General features: G+C 39.6%; 19 protein-coding genes. 9 read left to right on the forward strand and 10 right to left on the reverse strand.

The genetic code is table 11. From position 1 onward, the window contains the following. Positions 1-42: 42 nt before the first annotated feature. The 3 genes from QZ574_RS09215 (at position 43) to QZ574_RS09225 (ending at position 2506) form a co-directional block, all read left to right on the forward strand. Positions 43-756 (forward strand): head GIN domain-containing protein, encoded by a 714-nt coding sequence (locus tag QZ574_RS09215; protein ID WP_297089083.1) that lies wholly within the window; start codon positions 43-45, stop codon positions 754-756. Between the two features lie 89 nt (positions 757-845). Beyond that, a complete protein-coding gene (locus QZ574_RS09220) occupies positions 846-2222 on the forward strand; it encodes a DUF5723 family protein (protein ID WP_297089085.1) in 1377 nt (458 codons plus the stop codon). A gap of 8 nt (positions 2223-2230) precedes the next feature. Further along, positions 2231-2506 (forward strand): DUF4834 family protein, encoded by a 276-nt coding sequence (locus QZ574_RS09225; protein ID WP_297089087.1) that lies wholly within the window; start codon positions 2231-2233, stop codon positions 2504-2506. Positions 2507-2547: 41 nt separating this feature from the next. Here the strand turns inward: QZ574_RS09225 and QZ574_RS09230 are convergent, their stop codons facing one another. The 5 genes from QZ574_RS09230 to QZ574_RS09250 are packed head-to-tail and all read right to left on the reverse strand — an operon-like array spanning position 2548 to position 6512. After that, complete coding sequence (locus tag QZ574_RS09230) at positions 2548-3207, reverse strand: acetyltransferase (RefSeq protein WP_297089089.1); 660 nt, start codon at positions 3205-3207, stop codon at positions 2548-2550. A gap of 13 nt (positions 3208-3220) precedes the next feature. Next, the gene (locus QZ574_RS09235; protein ID WP_297089091.1) at positions 3221-4258 is read right to left on the reverse strand and encodes an HAD-IIIC family phosphatase; all 1038 of its coding nucleotides are present in this window, start codon (positions 4256-4258) and stop codon (positions 3221-3223) included. An 18-nt stretch (positions 4259-4276) separates the two neighbouring features. Then, positions 4277-5398: an acyl-CoA dehydrogenase family protein gene (locus QZ574_RS09240; RefSeq protein WP_297089094.1), complete on the reverse strand. Its 1122-nt coding sequence runs from the start codon at positions 5396-5398 to the stop codon at positions 4277-4279. A 5-nt stretch (positions 5399-5403) separates the two neighbouring features. After that, positions 5404-5646, reverse strand: coding sequence for an acyl carrier protein (locus tag QZ574_RS09245; RefSeq protein WP_297089096.1), 243 nt, complete (start codon positions 5644-5646; stop codon positions 5404-5406). Continuing rightward, positions 5643-6512 (reverse strand): 3-hydroxyacyl-CoA dehydrogenase family protein, encoded by an 870-nt coding sequence (locus tag QZ574_RS09250; protein ID WP_297089098.1) that lies wholly within the window; start codon positions 6510-6512, stop codon positions 5643-5645. The genes QZ574_RS09245 and QZ574_RS09250 overlap by 4 nt, the downstream gene beginning before the upstream one ends. Before the next feature lie 116 nt (positions 6513-6628). On the opposite strand from QZ574_RS09250, the gene QZ574_RS09255 reads away from it, so the two are divergent. From QZ574_RS09255 to QZ574_RS09280, 6 genes are all read left to right on the forward strand, one after another. Beyond that, positions 6629-8164 carry a glycine--tRNA ligase gene (locus QZ574_RS09255; RefSeq protein WP_297089100.1) on the forward strand — a complete coding sequence of 512 codons (1536 nt, stop codon included), beginning with the start codon at positions 6629-6631 and terminating at the stop codon, positions 8162-8164. A 106-nt stretch (positions 8165-8270) separates the two neighbouring features. Next, positions 8271-10850 carry a hypothetical protein gene (locus QZ574_RS09260; protein ID WP_297089102.1) on the forward strand — a complete coding sequence of 860 codons (2580 nt, stop codon included), beginning with the start codon at positions 8271-8273 and terminating at the stop codon, positions 10848-10850. Positions 10851-10861: 11 nt separating this feature from the next. Beyond that, positions 10862-11899: a glycosyltransferase gene (locus QZ574_RS09265; protein ID WP_297089104.1), complete on the forward strand. Its 1038-nt coding sequence runs from the start codon at positions 10862-10864 to the stop codon at positions 11897-11899. 7 nt (positions 11900-11906) lie between these two features. Beyond that, the gene (locus tag QZ574_RS09270) at positions 11907-12689 is read left to right on the forward strand and encodes a glycosyltransferase family 2 protein (RefSeq protein ID WP_297089106.1); all 783 of its coding nucleotides are present in this window, start codon (positions 11907-11909) and stop codon (positions 12687-12689) included. Then, positions 12689-13837, forward strand: a complete 1149-nt coding sequence (locus QZ574_RS09275) for a glycosyltransferase family 4 protein (protein WP_297089108.1) — start codon at positions 12689-12691, stop codon at positions 13835-13837. Before QZ574_RS09270 ends, QZ574_RS09275 begins: the two co-directional genes overlap by 1 nt. After that, entirely contained in the window at positions 13834-14412 is a 579-nt protein-coding gene (locus QZ574_RS09280) for an acyltransferase (RefSeq protein WP_297089110.1), read from the forward strand. The genes QZ574_RS09275 and QZ574_RS09280 overlap by 4 nt, the downstream gene beginning before the upstream one ends. A 5-nt stretch (positions 14413-14417) precedes the next feature. On the opposite strand, the gene QZ574_RS09285 is transcribed toward QZ574_RS09280, so the two are convergent. The 5 genes from QZ574_RS09285 to QZ574_RS09305 all read right to left on the reverse strand — a co-directional run bounded on the left by QZ574_RS09285 (position 14418) and on the right by QZ574_RS09305 (position 18983). Continuing rightward, the gene (locus QZ574_RS09285; protein ID WP_297089112.1) at positions 14418-15701 is read right to left on the reverse strand and encodes a hypothetical protein; all 1284 of its coding nucleotides are present in this window, start codon (positions 15699-15701) and stop codon (positions 14418-14420) included. Continuing rightward, positions 15701-16495 carry an FkbM family methyltransferase gene (locus QZ574_RS09290; protein WP_297089113.1) on the reverse strand — a complete coding sequence of 265 codons (795 nt, stop codon included), beginning with the start codon at positions 16493-16495 and terminating at the stop codon, positions 15701-15703. Before QZ574_RS09290 ends, QZ574_RS09285 begins: the two co-directional genes overlap by 1 nt. 16 nt (positions 16496-16511) lie before the next feature. Beyond that, a complete protein-coding gene (locus tag QZ574_RS09295) occupies positions 16512-17378 on the reverse strand; it encodes a glycosyltransferase family 10 (protein ID WP_297089115.1) in 867 nt (288 codons plus the stop codon). A 70-nt stretch (positions 17379-17448) separates the two neighbouring features. Then, entirely contained in the window at positions 17449-17940 is a 492-nt protein-coding gene (locus QZ574_RS09300) for an HAD-IIIA family hydrolase (RefSeq protein ID WP_297089117.1), read from the reverse strand. Further along, positions 17940-18983 carry an N-acetylneuraminate synthase family protein gene (locus tag QZ574_RS09305; RefSeq protein WP_297089119.1) on the reverse strand — a complete coding sequence of 348 codons (1044 nt, stop codon included), beginning with the start codon at positions 18981-18983 and terminating at the stop codon, positions 17940-17942. Before QZ574_RS09305 ends, QZ574_RS09300 begins: the two co-directional genes overlap by 1 nt. Positions 18984-18987 lie beyond the last annotated feature (4 nt).

Consider the following 18987-nt stretch of genomic DNA (forward strand, 5'->3'; position numbering starts at 1 on the left):
CTACTCGCTGATAAATATTCATATAAACAAACAATTTTAATCATGAAAACACTAAAAAAACTCATTCTTCTTCTTATGGTTGCCGTTACAAGCTACGGTACTGTACTTGCCGGAAACAGCGACGAAACCCAAAACAGGCGTGTTGAAGGATTTAAGGCCATAAAAGTATCAACCGGAATTGATTTATACCTCACAATGGGTGATGCCGAAGCGGTAAAAGTGGTAGCAGACGACGATATAATTGACGACCTGATTACCGAAATAAAAAACGGAACCCTGCATATTTATATGAAACGTAACAACTGGTTTAACTGGGGCAGTGGCAATAAAACAAAAAAAGCTTACGTAACGGTTAAAGAGCTTGAAGAATTACGTGCTTCTTCGGGGTCGGACGTAAAATCGCAAAATATGCTGAAAGGCGAAAGGCTGGAAGTGAGCTGTAGCAGTGGAAGTGATGTTGAACTGGAGGTGTTTTACAAAAACATTTCGGTAGACACCAGCAGTGGTAGCGATTCAAAATTGAGAGGAAAAGTAAAAACACTGCATGTTGATGCCAGCAGCGGTTCGGACATTAAAGCAGCTGACCTTGAGGCGGTTATTTGTTATGCCGACGCCAGCAGCGGTTCGGATATTACCGTTAATGTAAGTAGCGAGATTTATGCCAGTGCCAGCAGCGGTTCGGATATTAACTATTACGGAAAGCCCGAAGTTCGGGATATTAATGAATCAAGCGGTGGCGATGTAAAACAACGATAATAAATTCAGGGCGGATATTCCGCCTTTTTTTCCGCTCTTATAATAAGGCTTTCAACAGAATCGTTTATTTTGTGTTTTAGTTTTTTCGGATGAAAGCCATTTACATCAAAATAATACTAATTGCAGTTCTGTTGGGATTTACCAGCCTCGATTTTGTACAGGCACAAGATGGTAACCCACTTCAATTTTTAACCAGTGTAAGTCAGTCATCGCTGTCGAACCCGGCATTTCACAACCAAAACGAAAAACTGGTAATTGGCCTTCCTCTTGTTTCGGGAGCCATGTTTGGCTGGAATGCCAACTTTTCGCCCAACTATATTTTTTCTGAAAACTTTTCCTACAGTTTCGATAATTTTTACCGCTCGTTGGGCGAACCCGGCGATGCAAATTCGCTAGTTACCGTACCCCTTGTTTATTTAAGCCTCACAAAAAACAAGCAAACATTTGGCCTTTCCATCTCCGAAAAAATGCTAGTCTCCAGCAATTTCGACCATGAAGTGCTAAAATTTATCGACCTTGGCTTAATTCCCTACTATGGCAAAGAGGAACTTTATGGCCCCATTTCGTTGAAAACAAAATTGTACCGCGAAGTGGCTTTTACCTACGCCGTTCAGGTAGATAAAAAAATAAGTATTGGCGTGCGGCCTAAATTGTTATTCGGAAAATTTTATTACGATATCAACGAATTATATCTTCAGGTGCAAACCCTTGCCGATGAGCAAATAATGCAGGTAATTCCCACAGGTGAGTATCGGATATCGGGCCCCATTGATGTGGAATACGACAGCGAAAGAAAAAAAACTGTGATAAAACCCGACTTTACAGCAGGTGATTATTTTTTTAAGTTTAGAAATATGGGTGCAGCAATTGATTTGGGTTTAAGTGCCCGAATTAACGAGCAAACCACAGTGTCTTTTTCGCTTTCTGATTTAGGTTTTACAGCGTTAAAATACCGGGCCTACGACAATACCTACACGGGATCGATGGATTACGCTCAAGACGACCTTTACCAGTCGCACGACCCCAATGCTCCCAATTATTTTGAACCCAAAGAAGCCCTGTTGGCGTTTACCGATTCGTTACCATTTATAACTTCGGCCGAAGCCATAGCAAAACGGCAATACGAGTTGATGCCCTTAAAATTGAATTTATCAGCAACATATCGGCTTACCGATAAAATGAAACTTAACTTTTCAGAGTACCTTTCTGTTGCCAACGGACGGACAACAAGTTACCTATCAGCCTACTACACTGTAAACCTGGGAACGAAACTTGAACTGAGCACCGGTTTAAACCTGCAGAATACCGAAAAACTTTTACCTGGGTTTGGCTGCAGCTACACCGGCAAAGGTGCACAGTTCTACCTGGCAACCAATAATATTTACAAGCTGGTGCAACCTTCTAAAGCAAAAAATTTAAATTTGTGGTTTGGCGTGAATTTTTTATTTAACACGCAGCAAAAATAGTTTTTAGTATGACATTATTTATTACACTATACGTTGTTAATTTCATCAGAACCCTAATAATAATTGCTGTTATCTACTTTGGATTTCGTTTTATTGTTCGCTATCTCTTTCCAAAAATAATCGATAAAGGGGTAAAAAACATGCAACAAAAAATGCGCGATCAACAACGTCAGCAACAACCCAAGCGACCTGAAGGGGAAGTAACGGTTGAAGGCAGGCCACAAGCCAACAACAAAGATAACAAGCAAAATGGTGAATACATTGATTTTGAGGAGGTAGATTAGAAGACTGCCCGTACACAACGTACGGCTTACTCAAAAAATTATCACTTTAAAAACCCTTCGCTCGAAAACGGCAATTTTGTAGGTTTCGGGGCCACAAAAACCTCTCCGGGGCAGGTATCGTTTAGCATTGTAACACCGGCGCCAATAATACAATTTTCGGCAATAGTAATGCCATCGCGTAAAACGGTTCCTTTTCCTAAAAACACATTCTTTTTAATTGTAATACAGCCTGATATACTTGCCCCCCCACCAATGTAACAATTATCGGCAATACGGGTATCGTGCCCAATATTACAGCTATCGCGCAAAAACACATTATTGCCTAAAACCACATTAGGCTGTACAGAAACACAAGCGGCCACAAAACAATTATCGCCTATTTTTAAATCGGAAAACACCGCTGCATTGGGATGGATAAAACTACCCAGCTTATAACCTTTTTCACGGGCTTCTTTACATTTTAATTCCCTATTCCGGTTTATATCAGAATAGCTCATGGCTACAAACATCTCGTATTTATCCGGGGGGTACATATTCTGAACCGTCTCAAACGGCACAACAGGTTTATCAAGAAAATTATCATCTTGAATGAATGAATCATCCACTGTAAAAGCAGCTACTTTTCTTTTTGAAAACTGCTGATAACAGTAAAATACATTTACTGCCATTGGCCCAATTCCAAACAAGACTATTTCTTTCATACCTATTTCAGTTTTACAATTTAACATTAAGTTTGAGGTAAGCTGGCATGGATACCTGTGAGCATAGCCTATGCCGCAACAGTTCAATCCCATCTATTTTTGTTTCTTCGGTAAAGCCGGCAAAACGATACGTTATATTCATCATCCGATTTTTTGATGTTGGTTTAAACACCGCTTTTAACTCCACCTCTTTTTCACGAGCCAGGTTTATCAGGTACCCCAACAAAACGGCACCAATACCGCGCGACATTACACGGCAAGACATTAAGAATAATTGTATCGTCCAAACTTTCAGATCTTTCTCAATTAAAATCAACCCGATATGCCCATACGTTCCAAACTTATCTTCCAACCGTGCCATTAGCAACAAATGATTTTCAGACTTTGCCAGCTCTTTTAATTCTTCGTAAGAAAAAGTTACTCCCGAGGAGTTAAGCTGATTGGTGCGTTCAGTTAATTCAACCGCCCTTTGCAAGTCGCTTTCGCCGGCCCGAAAAAGGTCGAGTTTCATTCCCAGTGTTTCCAGAAAATCGGTATTTGTACCCTGAAATAGCTGTTCTTTTTCCTTTCGTAAAAAATCGCTTTTGTACATTTCCCTGCGCAAAGCCGAATCGGAGGTTACAAATTCAGGATTCAGGTAATCAAGGTTTAGCAGGTCGTTGATTTCATTACCGTTAACACAGCGAACCTCGGGTAAGCGGAATTGCACCTCCTGACGTTCAAACTCCTGATCATCAACAAAAACAAGCGAATCGACACCGATATTTAACCCGGTGGCAATGTTTTGTAGTGCTTCCGATTTTGGATTCCAGCTTATCTGAGGTAACAAAAAAAAGTGGTCGACATCCATTTTTTGCAACTGATGCATCGCCTCATCATAATTATTTTTACTGGCCACCGATTGTAAAATACCACGTGAATCCAGCGTTTCAAGCACGTGTTTTATTCCCTCTTTCAGGCGCACCTCATCACCTTCGGGCAGCGTGCCGTGCCACAGGGTATTATCCAAATCCCAAACCACGCATTTGGCTATTTTATTGGCTCTACTCATAACTACAGGCTGAGTGGCTTAATTATATTTTGAAATCATCAGCTGCAGCATCTGATCAGATCCTTCAATCAATTGCATAATCTTGCTGTCACGGTAGAAACGTTCAACCGGATATTCATTGCTTAATCCATTGGCGCCATGCAACTGAACCGAAGCTTCGGAAGCTGATTTTAACATTTTTGTGGCCATGTATTTTGCTGCCAGAATTTCGCCAAATGCCTCTCTTTTTTTGGCTTCCATATATTTTCCGGCACTAAAACACAAAAGCCTGGCAGCCTTAATATCAACGGCCATTTCGCTGAGCATTCTTTTTACCAGCTGGTTATTGGCAATTGGCTCACCAAACTGTTTCCGGTTTTTGGTATAAAGTTTCGAGCTTTCCATACATGCCTGTGCCATGCCCACACAGCCCCAGGCAATACTGTAACGCCCAATATCAAGACCGGTAAAAGCAACAGGAAACAATCCAAATCCCACATTGCCCACCAGATGAGTTTGCGGAACACGAACATTTTTAAAATGAAGCTCTCCAAGCATGCATCCACGTGCGCCCAACAAACCGTTTATTGGCTTCACACTTAATCCGGGTGCACCTGATGGAACCAGCAGGCTACAAATTTTTCCGTTTAACTTTCCAAAAACCAAAAACAATCCGGCAATTTGAGCAAACGATATCCATTTTTTTGTGCCGTTTAAAACATAAAAACTACCCTCTTCAGTAACCTGCATTTCTATGCTGCTGGCATCGCTGCCATGCCCCGGCTCGGTTAATGCAAAAGCTGCTATTCGGGTACCACTGGTAAGTTGTGGGAGAAATTTATTTTTTAAGGGCTCGCTGCCCCAGCGATTCAGAACTGCTCCAACCATATTTTGCACTGTTAGTAAACTGCGCACCGATGTACAGGCTTTACCGGCTTCTTCGTTCAGCAGGCCAAAAGTTACAGGATCGAGATTCAGTCCACCACACGCTTCCGGAAGAATGGCACCCAGGTAGCCCGCTGTGGACAGTTGCTTAATAATTGATTCCGGCACTTGCTCCTCCCGGTCGATTTGAGCAGCCAGGGGGGCAATTTTAATCCCGAAAAATTCAGCATAACTGGCCTGGGCTGCTAATTGATTTTTGGAGAGTAGAACATTCATTATAACTAATTTTTGTTCTTTAAAACTAAGGTATTCAATGCGTCAACCGACCTAAAATTGTCGAGTTTAAGGTCTTCATTCGAAATTTCAAATCCGAATTCTGTTTCAATAAAATTAACCAGCTCCATAGCAAACAAAGAGTTTACCAGGCCTTGTTTAAACAGGTCTTCTTTGTCTGAAAATTTATCAGATCCAATGTGATTAATTAAAAAATCACGAATTTTTTGGGTCTGCTCTGTTGTAGTCATATCGTTTTATATTCTTTAAGTTGATAAAATCCTTTTCCGTTTTTCTTACCGTAGAAACCGGCATCAACTATTTTTTTAAGGTACGGGCAAGGTCGGTATTTGCTGTCGTTAAAGCTATCGAACAAAACTATCAGCGAGTTCAGAATAGTATCAAGGCCAATCAGGTCGGCGGTTTCCAGGGGTCCCATTTTATGCCCAAAACAGTTTTTAAACGTTTTATCTATGTCTTCAACAGTGGCAACTCCTTCCTGCAAAAGGTAAATGGCTTCATTAATGGTAAGCATCAGTACCCGGTTCGAGATAAATCCGGGCGAGTCGTTTACCATCACCCATTCCTTACCAAATGCCTTTAGAAACTGCTGGGTTTTTGCAATGGTTTCTTCACTTGAATGAAAGCCTTTTATCAATTCAACGGTGTTTTTCATGGGCACCGGGTTCATAAAATGAATACCAACAAACCGATCGGGCCGACCTGTAACTGAAGCTTGTTGCGTTATAGGAATAGTCGATGTATTTGATGCAAAAATAACATGAGGCGGGCATATTTGATCCAGCTCTTTCCAAAGCGTTTTTTTGATTTCCCAGTTTTCAGTTACATTTTCAATAATGTAATCTGCTTCCACCAGAGTATTAAGGGCTGAGGTAACAGTTAATTTACTTAACAAATTTTCCAATACCAATCCTTGCAGTTCCGGTTTAAACATGAGTAAGAACCGGAATTCCTTTTTAAAATTCTGCTTAAACTTAAGTAACTGATTTTCATCAACATCACAAAGAACAACGGATAAACCATGAGTCAATAAATCAATGGCCAGACCACTTCCCATAAGGCCTGCACCTATTACTCCTACTTTTGAAATTTCCATAGTTGAGGTTTCATAAACACGCCCAAATTACTGAAAATAGGAAAGAATTTACATTTTTCTCTGAAATTATTAAGAATCACTTATTTTTGTGCTTCAATTCAGATAATTATAGTTAGATGGCACAGGAAGATATTTTCAAGAAATTGGTAGCACACTGCAAAGAATACGGTTATGTTTTTCAATCGAGCGAAATTTACGATGGCCTTGGTGCAGTGTACGATTACGGACAAATGGGTGTTGAACTAAAAAACAACATCAAAAAATACTGGTGGGACAGCATGGTGCTTTTGCACGAAAACGTGGTTGGATTGGATTCGGCCATATTTATGCACCCAACTATTTGGAAAGCATCGGGGCATGTTGATGCGTTTAACGATCCGCTAATCGACAATAAAGACTCGAAAAAACGCTACCGTGCCGATGTATTGATTGAAGATGCCTTGGCAAAATTTGAAGCCAAAATGGATAAAGAAGTGGCCAAAGCTAAAAAACGTTTTGGCGATGCCTTCGACGAAAAACAGTTTCGCGAAACCAACCCTCGCGTTTTGGCTAACCAGAAAAAATACGACGAGCTACACGCCCGTTTTGCAAAGGCGCTTAACGACAGCAACCTCGAAGAACTAAAGCAAATCATCATCGATCAGGAAATTGCCTGCCCCATTTCAGGCTCACGGAACTGGACAGATGTGCGCCAGTTTAACCTGATGTTTTCAACCGAAATGGGATCGACTGCTGAAGGAGCATCAAAAATTTTCCTTCGCCCGGAAACAGCCCAGGGTATTTTTGTAAACTACCTTAACGTGCAAAAAACCGGACGAATGAAAATCCCGTTTGGGATTGCACAAATTGGTAAAGCATTCCGTAACGAGATTGTTGCCCGCCAGTTTATTTTCCGCATGCGCGAATTTGAACAAATGGAGATGCAATTCTTTGTGCGCCCTGGCTCTGAGCTCGACTGGTTTGAAAAATGGAAAGAAACCCGCATAAAATGGCACCGTGCCCTTGGCTTTGGCGACGAAAATTACCGTTTCCACGAGCACGAGAAACTGGCACACTATGCTAATGCAGCCGTTGACGTGGAATACAAATTCCCCTTTGGCTTTAAAGAAGTAGAAGGCATACACTCGCGCACCGACTTTGACCTGTCACAGCACGAAAAATATTCAGGCAAAAAAATTCGCTACTTCGATCCGGAGTTAAACGAATCGTATGTGCCATACGTAGTAGAAACATCAATTGGTGTCGACCGCATGTTCCTGCAAGTAATTTCGGCCAGTTATTGCGAAGAGCAGCTGGAGAAAGATTCGCGTGTGGTACTGAAACTGCCTCCGGTACTAGCTCCTGTAAAACTGGCGGTTATGCCACTGGTTAAAAAAGACGGACTACCGGAAAAAGCCCGCGAAATCATCGACGAACTGAAATTTGATTTCAACTGCCAGTACGACGAGAAAGACTCGATTGGCAAACGTTACCGCCGCCAGGATGCCATTGGTACTCCATTCTGTGTAACGGTTGATCATCAATCGGCTGAAGACAACACAGTGACCATTCGCTACCGCGACACCATGGAACAGGAACGTGTAGCCATTGCCGATTTAGGCAAAATTATTGGAGAGCAGGTGAGTTATAAAAATCTATTTGAGAAATTATAGGTTTCGGAAACCATGACTTAACACCCCCGATTATTATATGTGATAAAATTTATGCAATTTTATCACATATTTTTTTGTTAATAACGAATCAAAAATTCCACATACAATGGATATAAAATCTTTATTGAAAAGTGTACTCCCGCATGTTTTGGCCGTTGTTGCCATGCTTGCCGTTTCATCGGTTTATTTTTACCCGGCCTGGGAAGGCAAAACCTTGCAGGGCGAAGATGTTGTTGGTGGCTACGGCAAAGGCCGCGAAGCCCGCGATTTCAGAACATACGAAGATGAAAGAGTACTTTGGAACGGATCTATTTTTGGTGGAATGCCCGAATTCGTTCATGCACCTTACGAAGGGGCATCATCGATGAAAAAGATTTTTTACTTGCCCAACAAACTCGGAATGCCACGCGAAGTAGCTTCCATTTTTTGGTACATGTTAGGTTTTTATATCCTGCTGATTGCATTAGGTGTCTCGCCTAAGCTTGCTGCCGGGGGCTCCATGGCCTTTGCCCTTGGCTCCTACAATGTAATTATCATCCTGGCCGGCCATTACATGAAAGTGTATACCCTGGCCTTAATACCGCCAACCCTTGCAGGCATCATTCTTATATTTAAAGAAAAATACCGGTGGGGCCTGATACTAACCTCCTTTTTCCTGGCAATGCAAATAACCATGGCACACATACAAATGATGTATTATTTTCTGATCGCCATGTTGTTTTTTGGTTCTGTTGAGTTGGTCTATCAAATCAGGGAAAAGAACCTAAAGCAATTCTCGAAAACCATAGTTGTGTTATTGGCTGCAGCCGCTCTGGGTATTGCTCCCAACTATGCCCGTTTAATTAACTATTACAAGTTCAATGATCAGTCGATTCGGGGAAGCAGCGAACTAACCATTGGCAACGAAGGCGTTAAAACCGACAAAGGATTAGACAAAGACTACATAAACATGTGGAGCAGTGGCGTTGATGAAGCCATGATGGTTATTGTTCCGAATGTAAAAGGCGGCTCAACGGCAGCCATTAAACAAAACCGCGACTTATTAAATGCGCTACCACGACAACACCGCCAAACCCTGGGCAACTTCAACCAATATTGGGGAAATCAGCCCTTCAGTGGCGGTCCAAATTACCTGGGTGTTGTCTTTGTATTTCTTTTTATGCTTGGCCTGTTTCTGGTAAAAGACCACCTGAAAACAGCCATACTCCTGCCGGTTATCCTGTTTCTTTTGCTTGCCATGGGCGGTAACCTGTCGTGGTTTACCGATTTGTTTATCGACTATTTCCCGATGTACAATAAATTTCGAACACCGGTATCAATACTGGCCATTTCGGCCATTTTACTAAGTTTCTTTGCACTGTACAGCACTTATTTAATCAGCTCCGACCGAACATTATTAGAGAAAAAAGCCACGTTGCCTGGAATGAAAAAGCCGCAACCGGTTTATTTGCTCGTTTCAGGTATTTTTATTTTGTTTCTGCTAATTAACCTTGCCTTACCCAATTTATTTAACAGCTACATTAGCGATGTTGAGCAAAACCAAATCTTTCAGTGGCAAAAACAGCCTAACATTGCCAACCAGCTCGATGGTTTAATTGGTGCTTTGGTTGATTTTCGCATCGGCGTATTCCGTGCCGATTTATTCAGAGCCCTGGTGTTTGTTGTAGCATTAACAGCCTTATTCTATTTCTTCTCGAAACAAAAAATAAAAAAAGAAGTATTGTGGGGATTAATTATTCTTCTGGCTGTTGTTGACTTCTGGGGTATTAGCCGACGTTATGTCCCCATCGAACAATTCCATAAGCAAAGCCTGGTAAAAGAGGCCTACCAGCTATCTGATGCCGATTTGCAGATTTACCAGCGCGAGTTACAGGCCAACCCCGAATTGCAACAAAAATTCGAAGCCTACAAAGCCAAATTTAAACCTCAAAACAAGGACGAGGAAAATGAAATTCTTACCCATGTAATTAATAAATACACGCATTTTAGAGTCTACAACATTACCGGTTCGCCATTCCAGGAGAACGTTACCGCCAATGCCCATAAATCAATAGGTGGTTACCATCCGGTAAAACTACGGAGGTACCAGGACATGATTGAGCACCACATTGGAAAAATGAACCGGGGTGTACTAAACATGCTAAATGCAAAATATTTTATTACTCAACAGGGACTACAGGTTAATCCTTCGAACCTCGGAAATGCATGGTTTGTTGACTCCGTAAAGTGGGTTGATAATCCAAATGAAGAGATTTTAGCACTAAACGATATTGATGTTGCCAAAACTGCAGTCATTCGCAGCAAAAACAAGGACAAGGTTGGGACAATTAGTACCACCGGTTCGGCAAACGAAAGTATAGAACTGATACAATACAACCCGGATACCATGACTTACCACGTTCAGACCGACAGCGAACGACTGGCTGTATTTTCGGAGGTGTATTATCCCGACTGGAAAGTGCTAATTGATGGAGAAGAGAGTGATATTATTGTTAGCAATTATATTTTGCGCAGCGTTGTTATTCCGGAAGGAGAACACAAGGTGGAATTTATTCTACACCCGGCCACGTATTATACATCTAACGTAATTTCGCGTTATGCATTTTATTTGATGTTGTTAATTGTAATCGGATCAGTTGCATTTGATTTGTACATAAGAAAAAAAGCTATTGGCGCAACCGCATAAGAGCACTAAGAATGAAGTATACAGTAATTGTTGCAGTTTACAACCGTGTCGATGAGGTTCAGGAGCTTCTTCGCTCGGCAGAGAAACTCGATTTTGATCGCAAAAATTTCGAGATTCTTTTTGTTGACGATGGCTCGAAAGATGGTTTTGAGGCCTATATAAAAAGTTACAAATCGGAAACAGGACTGCAAATCAGAGCGATTTACCAGGAGAATAAAGGCCCCGGAGAAGCGCGGAATAACGGAATGAAAAATGCCTTGGGTGAGTATTTCATTTATGTAGATTCCGATTGCACCTTCCCGCCGCATTGGTTAAAAGAAATCGACAAAGAGGTTGTAGCCAACAACTACGATGCTTTTGGTGGACCCGACACCTTTCACCCATCGTTCTCGCCACTGTTAAAAGCCATTAACTATTCCATGACATCGCTGATTGGTACAGGCGGAACACGCGGCAATAAAAAATCGGTAGGCAAATTCTACCCCCGAAGCTTTAACATGGGCGTTCACCGAAAGATTTTTGAAAACATTGGGGGTATGAACAAACTACGCCACGGCCAGGACATGGACTTCTCGCAACGCATTTACGATGCCGGCTATAAAGTAGGTTTGGTTGCCGATGCTTTTGTGTACCACAAACGACGTACGAGTATATCCAAATTCTACCGCCAGATTTTTAACTGGGGAGTAGCGCGCATTAACCTGGCACAACAACATCCGGCCATGTTAAAACCGGTACACCTGCTTCCGGCAGCAATTGTTATTGGCTTAATTGCCTTGTGTGTGTTTACACTGTTGGTTCCGGTAACTGCCCCATTTTTGTGGACATTAACAGGCATCGGGTTCGCGCTAATTGTTATTTGGGCCTTTCTGGAATCCTTGTTTAAATATAAATCGCTGGCTGCAGCTCTTTTAAGCCCGGTAACGTTGAACATACAGGTTTTTGCCTACGGCTTTGGATTAATAAAAGCACTGTGGCAAACAAAAGTATTGGGAAAACAAGAGGCACGTGGATTTGTAAAAGGGTATTACGGAAAAAAGAAGAAATAATTCAGGCATGAGTACGCTGCCCAAAATAAGTGTTATTACTGTTGTTTTTAATGCCGTCGAGCTGCTTGAGCAAACCATTAAAAGCATCATCTGCCAGAGCTATGCTAACCTTGAATATATTGTTATTGATGGTTCCTCTACAGATGGCACGGTTGATATCATAAAAAAGTACGACAAAGCTATTACGCACTGGATTAGCGAAAAAGATACCGGCATTTACGATGCCATGAACAAAGGCCTGAAAATGGCCAGCGGCGATTATGTAATTTTCATCAATGCCGGCGATATGTTGTACGCTTGCGATACACTTGCAAAGATTCCGTTTGCAGCACATCCTGAAGCAGATGTTTTTTATGGAGAAACCGTAATAATCAGCGATAAAACCGGCGAGGATCTGGGATTACGGAAAAAAGTGCCACCACGAAACCTCAGTTGGAAACATTACCAAAAAGGCATGGTGGTTTGCCATCAATCGATATTTATAAAAAAGTCGATTACTACGAATTACAACACCAGTTACCGGCTTTCGGCCGATGTTGAATGGGTAATTTTAGCTTTAAAAAAAGCTCAAAAGGTTGTTTATGTCGATTGTATTATTTCCAGGTTTCTAAGTGGAGGTGCCTCGCGAAAAATGCAAAAACTGAGCCTGAAAGAACGATTTTCGGTGATGCGAAAGTATTTTGGGTTGATTCCAACCGTTTTCAGCCATATTGGTTTTATTTTCGACACGCTGGCAGTGAAGCTAAAATTGAGGCCTTTGTACCGAAAAAACTATTTTAAGCCGGAATAATGCAGAAAAAGAATATACTGTACATACATCATAGCGGACGGCTTGGAGGCGCACCCAAAAGCTTAAGTTTATTGCTTGAGAAAATTGACAAAACCCGTTTCGAACCCATAATTCTGGCCCTTCAAAACGGACCTGCTATTGAAATGCTAAAAAAAACAGGGGCAAAAGTTATTGTAAAACCCTGGCTGTTTCCTTTTCATGGTTCAACAGTTTCGGGCATGCCTTTCAGTCATCTGGTAAAAAACTATTTATTTGTAATTCCTACTTTTTTTGGTGCCCGAAGAATCATAAAAAAAATAAATCCCGATTTTATACACCTTAACAGCACCTGCCTGTTTACCTTTGCTGCCGCAGCAAAATCTATCAATAAAAAACTAAAGGTAATAACCCACGTTCGCGAGCCGCTGTTGCTAAACCTGTTTGGCAAAATTTTAAAAGTTGCCAATTATCGCTACACCGATGGCTATATATCGATATGCAAAAACGACCAGAGCCGGATGCTACTAAAAAACAAACCGGCAACTGTTGTCTATAATTTTATCAATTTCAGCGATTATAACCCTGGTATAACAAACAGGGTTTTGCGCGACGAGCTTCAATTGAAAAACGACGCTATTATTTGCTTAAGCCTGGCACGTATTTCAAAACCCAACGGAATACTGGAACTGATAGAACGGTTTAAGGCATTAAACAAGTCGTTTACGAAATTTAAACTGGTAGTGGTTGGTCTAAAACAAAACAACAGCTACGAAAAAAAGTGTATCGAAGCGGCAAAATCTAATCCAAATATTTTTTTGCTTCCTTTTCGTACCGATGCTACAGCGCTGATTGCTTCATCTGACATTATGCTTTGTTCGTTTACAGCACCGCACTTTTCGAGGGCAATTATTGAAGCATCGGCCATGGGAAAACCAACACTCGGAAATAATATTGGTGGCGTAGACGAATTAATCGATGATGCAAAAACCGGTTATTTGTTTAATATCCACTCGCAGCAGGATTTTGAGGAAAAACTTAGTAAATTGAAAGACGAAAAACACCGCGAAGTGCTGGGCCGCAATGGCTATAGCTTTGCACAGGCAAATTTTGATGCAGAAAAGAATGCACAAGCCACCTTTAAGTTTTACGAACAATTTTTGGAACTATGAAACTATTGGAGTCGCTCACACGAATTATTTACCGACTTTACCACCTTCCGCTTTTTATTGTGTTTAAGGTGCAATACAAAACCTTTCCGCGCATAAAAGGGCGCATGTTTTTGCGCAATAAGGGAACAATGCAGCTTGGCTCCGGAGTTCGGATTAACTCGCTGTATGCAGCCAATGCCATTGGTGGACAAACATTTATGAGCATAAAAGTAAGACCGGGAGCCACTTTAAAAATTGGCAACAACGTAGCCCTGTCGAATAGTGCCATATATTGTGCCGACAGCATAAGCCTTGAAGATGATGTTTTTATTGGTGGCGACTGTAAAATTTACGATACCGATTTTCATTCGGTGCTGTACGACGAACGACTGGCCGTACCCGAAGAAGGAAAACGCACAGCGCCGGTGTGCATAAAAAAAGGGGTATTGGTGGGTACCGGAAGCATCGTACTAAAAGGCGTTACCATTGGCGAAAAAAGTGTAATCGGCGCCGGGTCGGTGGTAAGCAAAAACATACCACCAAACGAAATTTGGGGCGGCAACCCCATTCAGTTTATTCGGAAGATTGAGCAGTAAAATACTTAGTCTGCTTTTTGTAGTAATTCATTAATGTATTTTACCACCAACTCCTTACTTTGTCCCTCGTTCTCCGTTCCCAGAACAGCATTATACCCTTTAGCTCGCATATATACATCAGGTTTTTGATCCTTTATCGATCCAATATAATCCATTAATGTTAATTCATCCTCGTATTTAGGAATCAAGCCGTTTTCAACATATCCATAATTATCCTTCTTGAATTGATCTGAACATACGAAGAATACACTTGGAATATTTAGAAGCGTTGCTTCTAGATGCACCGATGACGCTGATGCGATCTGAAAATCGATCTTTCCCAGGTAATCAAAAATTCCCTCCTGTTTTGAGTTCGAAAATTTAGTGATCTTTACAATATCGTCAATGTTCCTCCTTTCGGCTGGATGAGGTCGAAAATGGATAGACATTTCAGGAAATGCAGCATTTAATTGAGCCACCAACTTACTAATCCTTTCAAGATCGTCAACCAGACTCATTGAAATACCAATATTTCTAACCACCCTATTTCTATTTCGTTTCGAGAAATAAGGATCGAATTTAGGCATTCCCACTAATTTGACACTACCTTCAATCGGACCAATTCTTTTATATTTCCTTAAAGTATCCTCTCCCTCAAGTAATGATAAGTCAAATTTTAAGGGTGGAAATTTTTCTGAAATACTTGCATGCTGTATATAAACCGTTGCTATCCCTATCTTTTTTGCAGCTTGTAATAAGGCTCGTTGGTCGAACCTGTGATCATTGGCAAAAACGATTAAACGTGGTTGGTATATTTCCAGAATTTTTACCCAATTCTCAAAATATCCAAGCGATTTTCCTAACACATAGTTATAGTTTTCCTTAGATTTTCTTCGTGCTTGAATCCTTTTTTTCAGTTTCACAAATTTAATTAAGTGAACAAAACGATGGGCACAATAAATATTTTTCCACTTTTCCTTTTTTAGTTTTTCCTGATAAGCGCCTAAAAAAACTGCATTTTCAAAATATTCGGCCAGAAACTTTATGGAATCATAATTGTTCTTCGAACCCACATACAACCAAATCTTATTTTTAAAATATTGCTCTCGTTGATACCTAAAACTTTTTGGTTCAAATACAAATTGAAAGTATTTAATTAATGGTCCTATCAATATCTCTGAAATTAGTCTGATTTTTTGGGGTAATGAAATCGGTATTAATTTCTTTTTTAGATTTGAAGGTAGTTGGTCATATGCTCCGGTATAATACACATGCAAGATGTCTTGATATATAAGATACAAATGCTTCATTAATTCCTATACCAAACTTTTGATAAAAGCACCGATTCCCTAGATGGGTCATTGTCTTTATCAAGTTCATTAGGAAACGAACCTACATATCCTAAATCTTCAAAACGATCCTTCCTTAAAAAAGTAAACTCCATAAGAGTGGGAATATTTATTCCTTTAATCTTACTGACTCTTCCCCAATTGTTTGGATGTATATGAACACAATTATGATTTAACAATAACTTATCAAATACGGGAGATACAAACTTAAAAAATTCCTTATCCCATAACCTGTCAAGTCCATGAAATTCGATAATAATGATTCTAAATCGGTTTAACAAGTAACTTGACATATTAAGTATAGACGCATATTCTGCACCTTCAATATCCATTTGAAGTAACAAATCCTTATCATTAGCATTACTAGAATTCACCCAATCATCCATGGTAATATAATCTTCATCTGAATATGGACCTATATATTTCTTTAAAAAATGAAAATCCTTGTTATTCACCTCTGGAGGATTAACGGATTTATCCGCTAAAAAAATTTTCATCCCTATAGAAAGACAATCTAGTTCAAATTGATATTTGTTATCTACTCCTGGTGAAAAACATGCATTAATCCCCTTAAAGTCATTTGGTAATATATATCCTCCATCTTTCTCTGGTCCCAAACGAATTAATTCTTTATCTATCTTTTTAGGGTGCAACCTCCTGATTAATTTCAACACTAATTTTTTACTGGTCTGTCTATTTAAGGTCAATCCTATTCTTGAAAAAATATTTTGAATTTTTCTCTCAATATTAATCATCGTTGCTACAATTTTTTTAGAAGTCTTTGTAATTTTCTAATTCTAAATTCAAATTATTGTATTCAGAGCACAAATAACTCTTTGTGGTATGCATATAATTAAGCATAAAGGAGTTAAGATAATAATTCATTTTGTTTTCATTTCGCAATTCAATCAATCTTCTTAGGTTAAAGATCAGTGAGTTATATTTTTCAAAATATAAACCATCCCCTAATTCTGGAATTATTTCATCTAATTCAGCAATTGAATTAAAAAAGATTACCCCGTTCAAGTCAAAACCCATTTTCTGAACAGCATCTTCACCTCCCCAATATATGGGAACGGTTTGAGTTTTTATACAGTCAAAGAACTTTTCAGAAACATATTCTGGATATTTACCATTCTCAATCACAATCTGAAATTTATGTTTAGTGAAAGCAGCATCTATATTGCCAAATTTTTGGTAACCCGAACCAAATATATTCAAGTCTTGTCCATATTGTTTCACCACACTATGTCTTAATTTGTGCCCCTCTAAAAACCTTTTATTGGAGCTAACAATTGATACGAGTTCTGACTTATCTTTAAATAATGTACCAACTTCTATATTAACGAAATTATCATTATTAACATAGAGAGTTCGACAACAAACATAATTCTCTAAACCAAAAAAATTCTTGAAAGAAACCTCACCGTCAAAATTCATGTACGGCTTAATCCAATCCTCATGTTCAATAAGGGCAGGAGATTCAATTGCAAGGAGAATATTACTTTTCTTTTCATCATATTGTTCAGGAATGAATTTGTTGTAACAGATATTTATATTATTCCTTTCATATAAGGATCTCAATTTATTAACAACTCCTAACTTCAAATGGCTTCCAAACAAATTATTCTTCCTCAATTTTCTCCGAATTCGAAATTTCATATATTGACTCCTGTTCATTTTTATTACCAATTTTCGGATAACACTTTTAGTATATCATTAATATATCTTTTGTATCCTCGAATATAATATTTTCCACAAATTCTCTAAAGGCACCTTCTCCTCCAGCCTTGTTTGTGACAAATTGCACAATACACTTAATGTACTCAGGGGCATTTGCAGGAGCTGCGCTAAAACCCACAGCTCGCAATAATTGAACATCACCAATGTCATCACCTATGTATGCCACATCTTTCATTGAAATTGACAAATCATAGCACAAACTTTTGGCTACACTCAACTTATCTGAAATCCCCTGAAACAAATAATCTACTTTAAGCTTTTGTGCCCGTCGTTCGACGATATCTGTCTTTTCCCCTGTTATTATGCCAACAGGAATATTTTTCGCATGAGCAAATAAAATCCCCGCACTATCCGAGGTATTAAATTTTTTCCATTCGTTCCCCGTTTGGTCATAATACATGCCACCATCAGTCCAAACACCATCAATATCTGTGAGAATTAATTTTGGTAATTTCATTATTCTACCATTTTTGGATAAATAATTTCATTGGCCAAGATATCAGTTTTTGCTCTTTTCCCTAAAATTTGTTGTTTATCAGCCCATTTTACACCATCTCCAGGACTTAATAAATGAATATCTTCAATCGTAATTAACTGTCCTTCTTTTATAGATTTTAGGCTTGCTACCGAACGTTCCAATTTGTTTCTAGCAGCAGCAACATCTTGTTCAATTCTTAGTTCTTCCTTTCCTTTTGAAAGTTCCAGATTCCTAATATCTCTTACCATTCTGTTAATTCCATCAATACCCAACGAACCTGCCTGATCTGTACCTTTCATTTGTCGATCCAGAGTTATATGCTTCTCTATAATTTCTGCTCCCATTGCCACAGCAGCAACAGGAGTAGAAATTCCAATGGTATGATCAGAATAACCTATTGTATATTGGGAATAGTGTTTTTTCAAATAATTTATCGAGTTGAGATTTACATTTTTATATTTTGTGGGATATTCCGAAACACAATGAAGAATAGAAACTGAACTATGGTGCTTCGTAATAATAGCGAGTGCATCTTCCAATTCTTGTACACCGCCCATCCCCAACGACAGGATTATAGGAATCTTTGTTTCAGCCATCATTTCCAATAATGGCAGATTAGTTAAATCTCTTGATGCTACCTTTAACTTGTCAGGACTAAATAACTTCAGCATCTTTAAAGTTCCGGGGGCGCATAATGTTTCTACAAAATCAAGATTTAATGCTTTGGTGTGCTTGTACACTTCAAAATGTTCTTCATCCGATAACTCCAAACGTTCACGATGTTCTCCATATGTTTTACCAAATGAATGAGCATTGTCATATGGGCGCGACATTTGTGAAGCAGAGAGTTCTTGCTTTAGATCACGCTTCGTTAATTTCACTGCATCTATTGGACTAAGCTTCTCACCAAACAGCTTATCCACAACTGGTCGGGCCGCAACCTCTACCAGCAACTTGGCCAAATCTACAGACCCATTATGATTTTGCCCAATTTCTCCAATTATGTATACGCTTTTATTCATGCCG

Source organism: uncultured Draconibacterium sp. (assembly GCF_913063105.1).
GTDB lineage: Bacteria > Bacteroidota > Bacteroidia > Bacteroidales > Prolixibacteraceae > Draconibacterium.

What these genes read in the sequence shown, in the direction of transcription:
- QZ574_RS09285 (WP_297089112.1), bottom strand. Translation starts at nt 15,701, where the DNA reads ATGAAGCATTTGTATCTTATATATCAAGACATCTTGCATGTGTATTAT.
- QZ574_RS09260 (WP_297089102.1), top strand. Translation starts at nt 8,271, where the DNA reads ATGGATATAAAATCTTTATTGAAAAGTGTACTCCCGCATGTTTTGGCC.
- QZ574_RS09215 (WP_297089083.1), top strand. Translation starts at nt 43, where the DNA reads ATGAAAACACTAAAAAAACTCATTCTTCTTCTTATGGTTGCCGTTACA.
- QZ574_RS09225 (WP_297089087.1), top strand. Translation starts at nt 2,231, where the DNA reads ATGACATTATTTATTACACTATACGTTGTTAATTTCATCAGAACCCTA.
- QZ574_RS09270 (WP_297089106.1), top strand. Translation starts at nt 11,907, where the DNA reads ATGAGTACGCTGCCCAAAATAAGTGTTATTACTGTTGTTTTTAATGCC.
- QZ574_RS09280 (WP_297089110.1), top strand. Translation starts at nt 13,834, where the DNA reads ATGAAACTATTGGAGTCGCTCACACGAATTATTTACCGACTTTACCAC.
- QZ574_RS09305 (WP_297089119.1), bottom strand. Translation starts at nt 18,983, where the DNA reads ATGAATAAAAGCGTATACATAATTGGAGAAATTGGGCAAAATCATAAT.
- QZ574_RS09245 (WP_297089096.1), bottom strand. Translation starts at nt 5,646, where the DNA reads ATGACTACAACAGAGCAGACCCAAAAAATTCGTGATTTTTTAATTAAT.
- QZ574_RS09290 (WP_297089113.1), bottom strand. Translation starts at nt 16,495, where the DNA reads ATGATTAATATTGAGAGAAAAATTCAAAATATTTTTTCAAGAATAGGA.
- QZ574_RS09240 (WP_297089094.1), bottom strand. Translation starts at nt 5,398, where the DNA reads ATGAATGTTCTACTCTCCAAAAATCAATTAGCAGCCCAGGCCAGTTAT.
- QZ574_RS09220 (WP_297089085.1), top strand. Translation starts at nt 846, where the DNA reads ATGAAAGCCATTTACATCAAAATAATACTAATTGCAGTTCTGTTGGGA.
- QZ574_RS09250 (WP_297089098.1), bottom strand. Translation starts at nt 6,512, where the DNA reads ATGGAAATTTCAAAAGTAGGAGTAATAGGTGCAGGCCTTATGGGAAGT.
- QZ574_RS09255 (WP_297089100.1), top strand. Translation starts at nt 6,629, where the DNA reads ATGGCACAGGAAGATATTTTCAAGAAATTGGTAGCACACTGCAAAGAA.
- QZ574_RS09235 (WP_297089091.1), bottom strand. Translation starts at nt 4,258, where the DNA reads ATGAGTAGAGCCAATAAAATAGCCAAATGCGTGGTTTGGGATTTGGAT.
- QZ574_RS09275 (WP_297089108.1), top strand. Translation starts at nt 12,689, where the DNA reads ATGCAGAAAAAGAATATACTGTACATACATCATAGCGGACGGCTTGGA.
- QZ574_RS09230 (WP_297089089.1), bottom strand. Translation starts at nt 3,207, where the DNA reads ATGAAAGAAATAGTCTTGTTTGGAATTGGGCCAATGGCAGTAAATGTA.
- QZ574_RS09265 (WP_297089104.1), top strand. Translation starts at nt 10,862, where the DNA reads ATGAAGTATACAGTAATTGTTGCAGTTTACAACCGTGTCGATGAGGTT.
- QZ574_RS09300 (WP_297089117.1), bottom strand. Translation starts at nt 17,940, where the DNA reads ATGAAATTACCAAAATTAATTCTCACAGATATTGATGGTGTTTGGACT.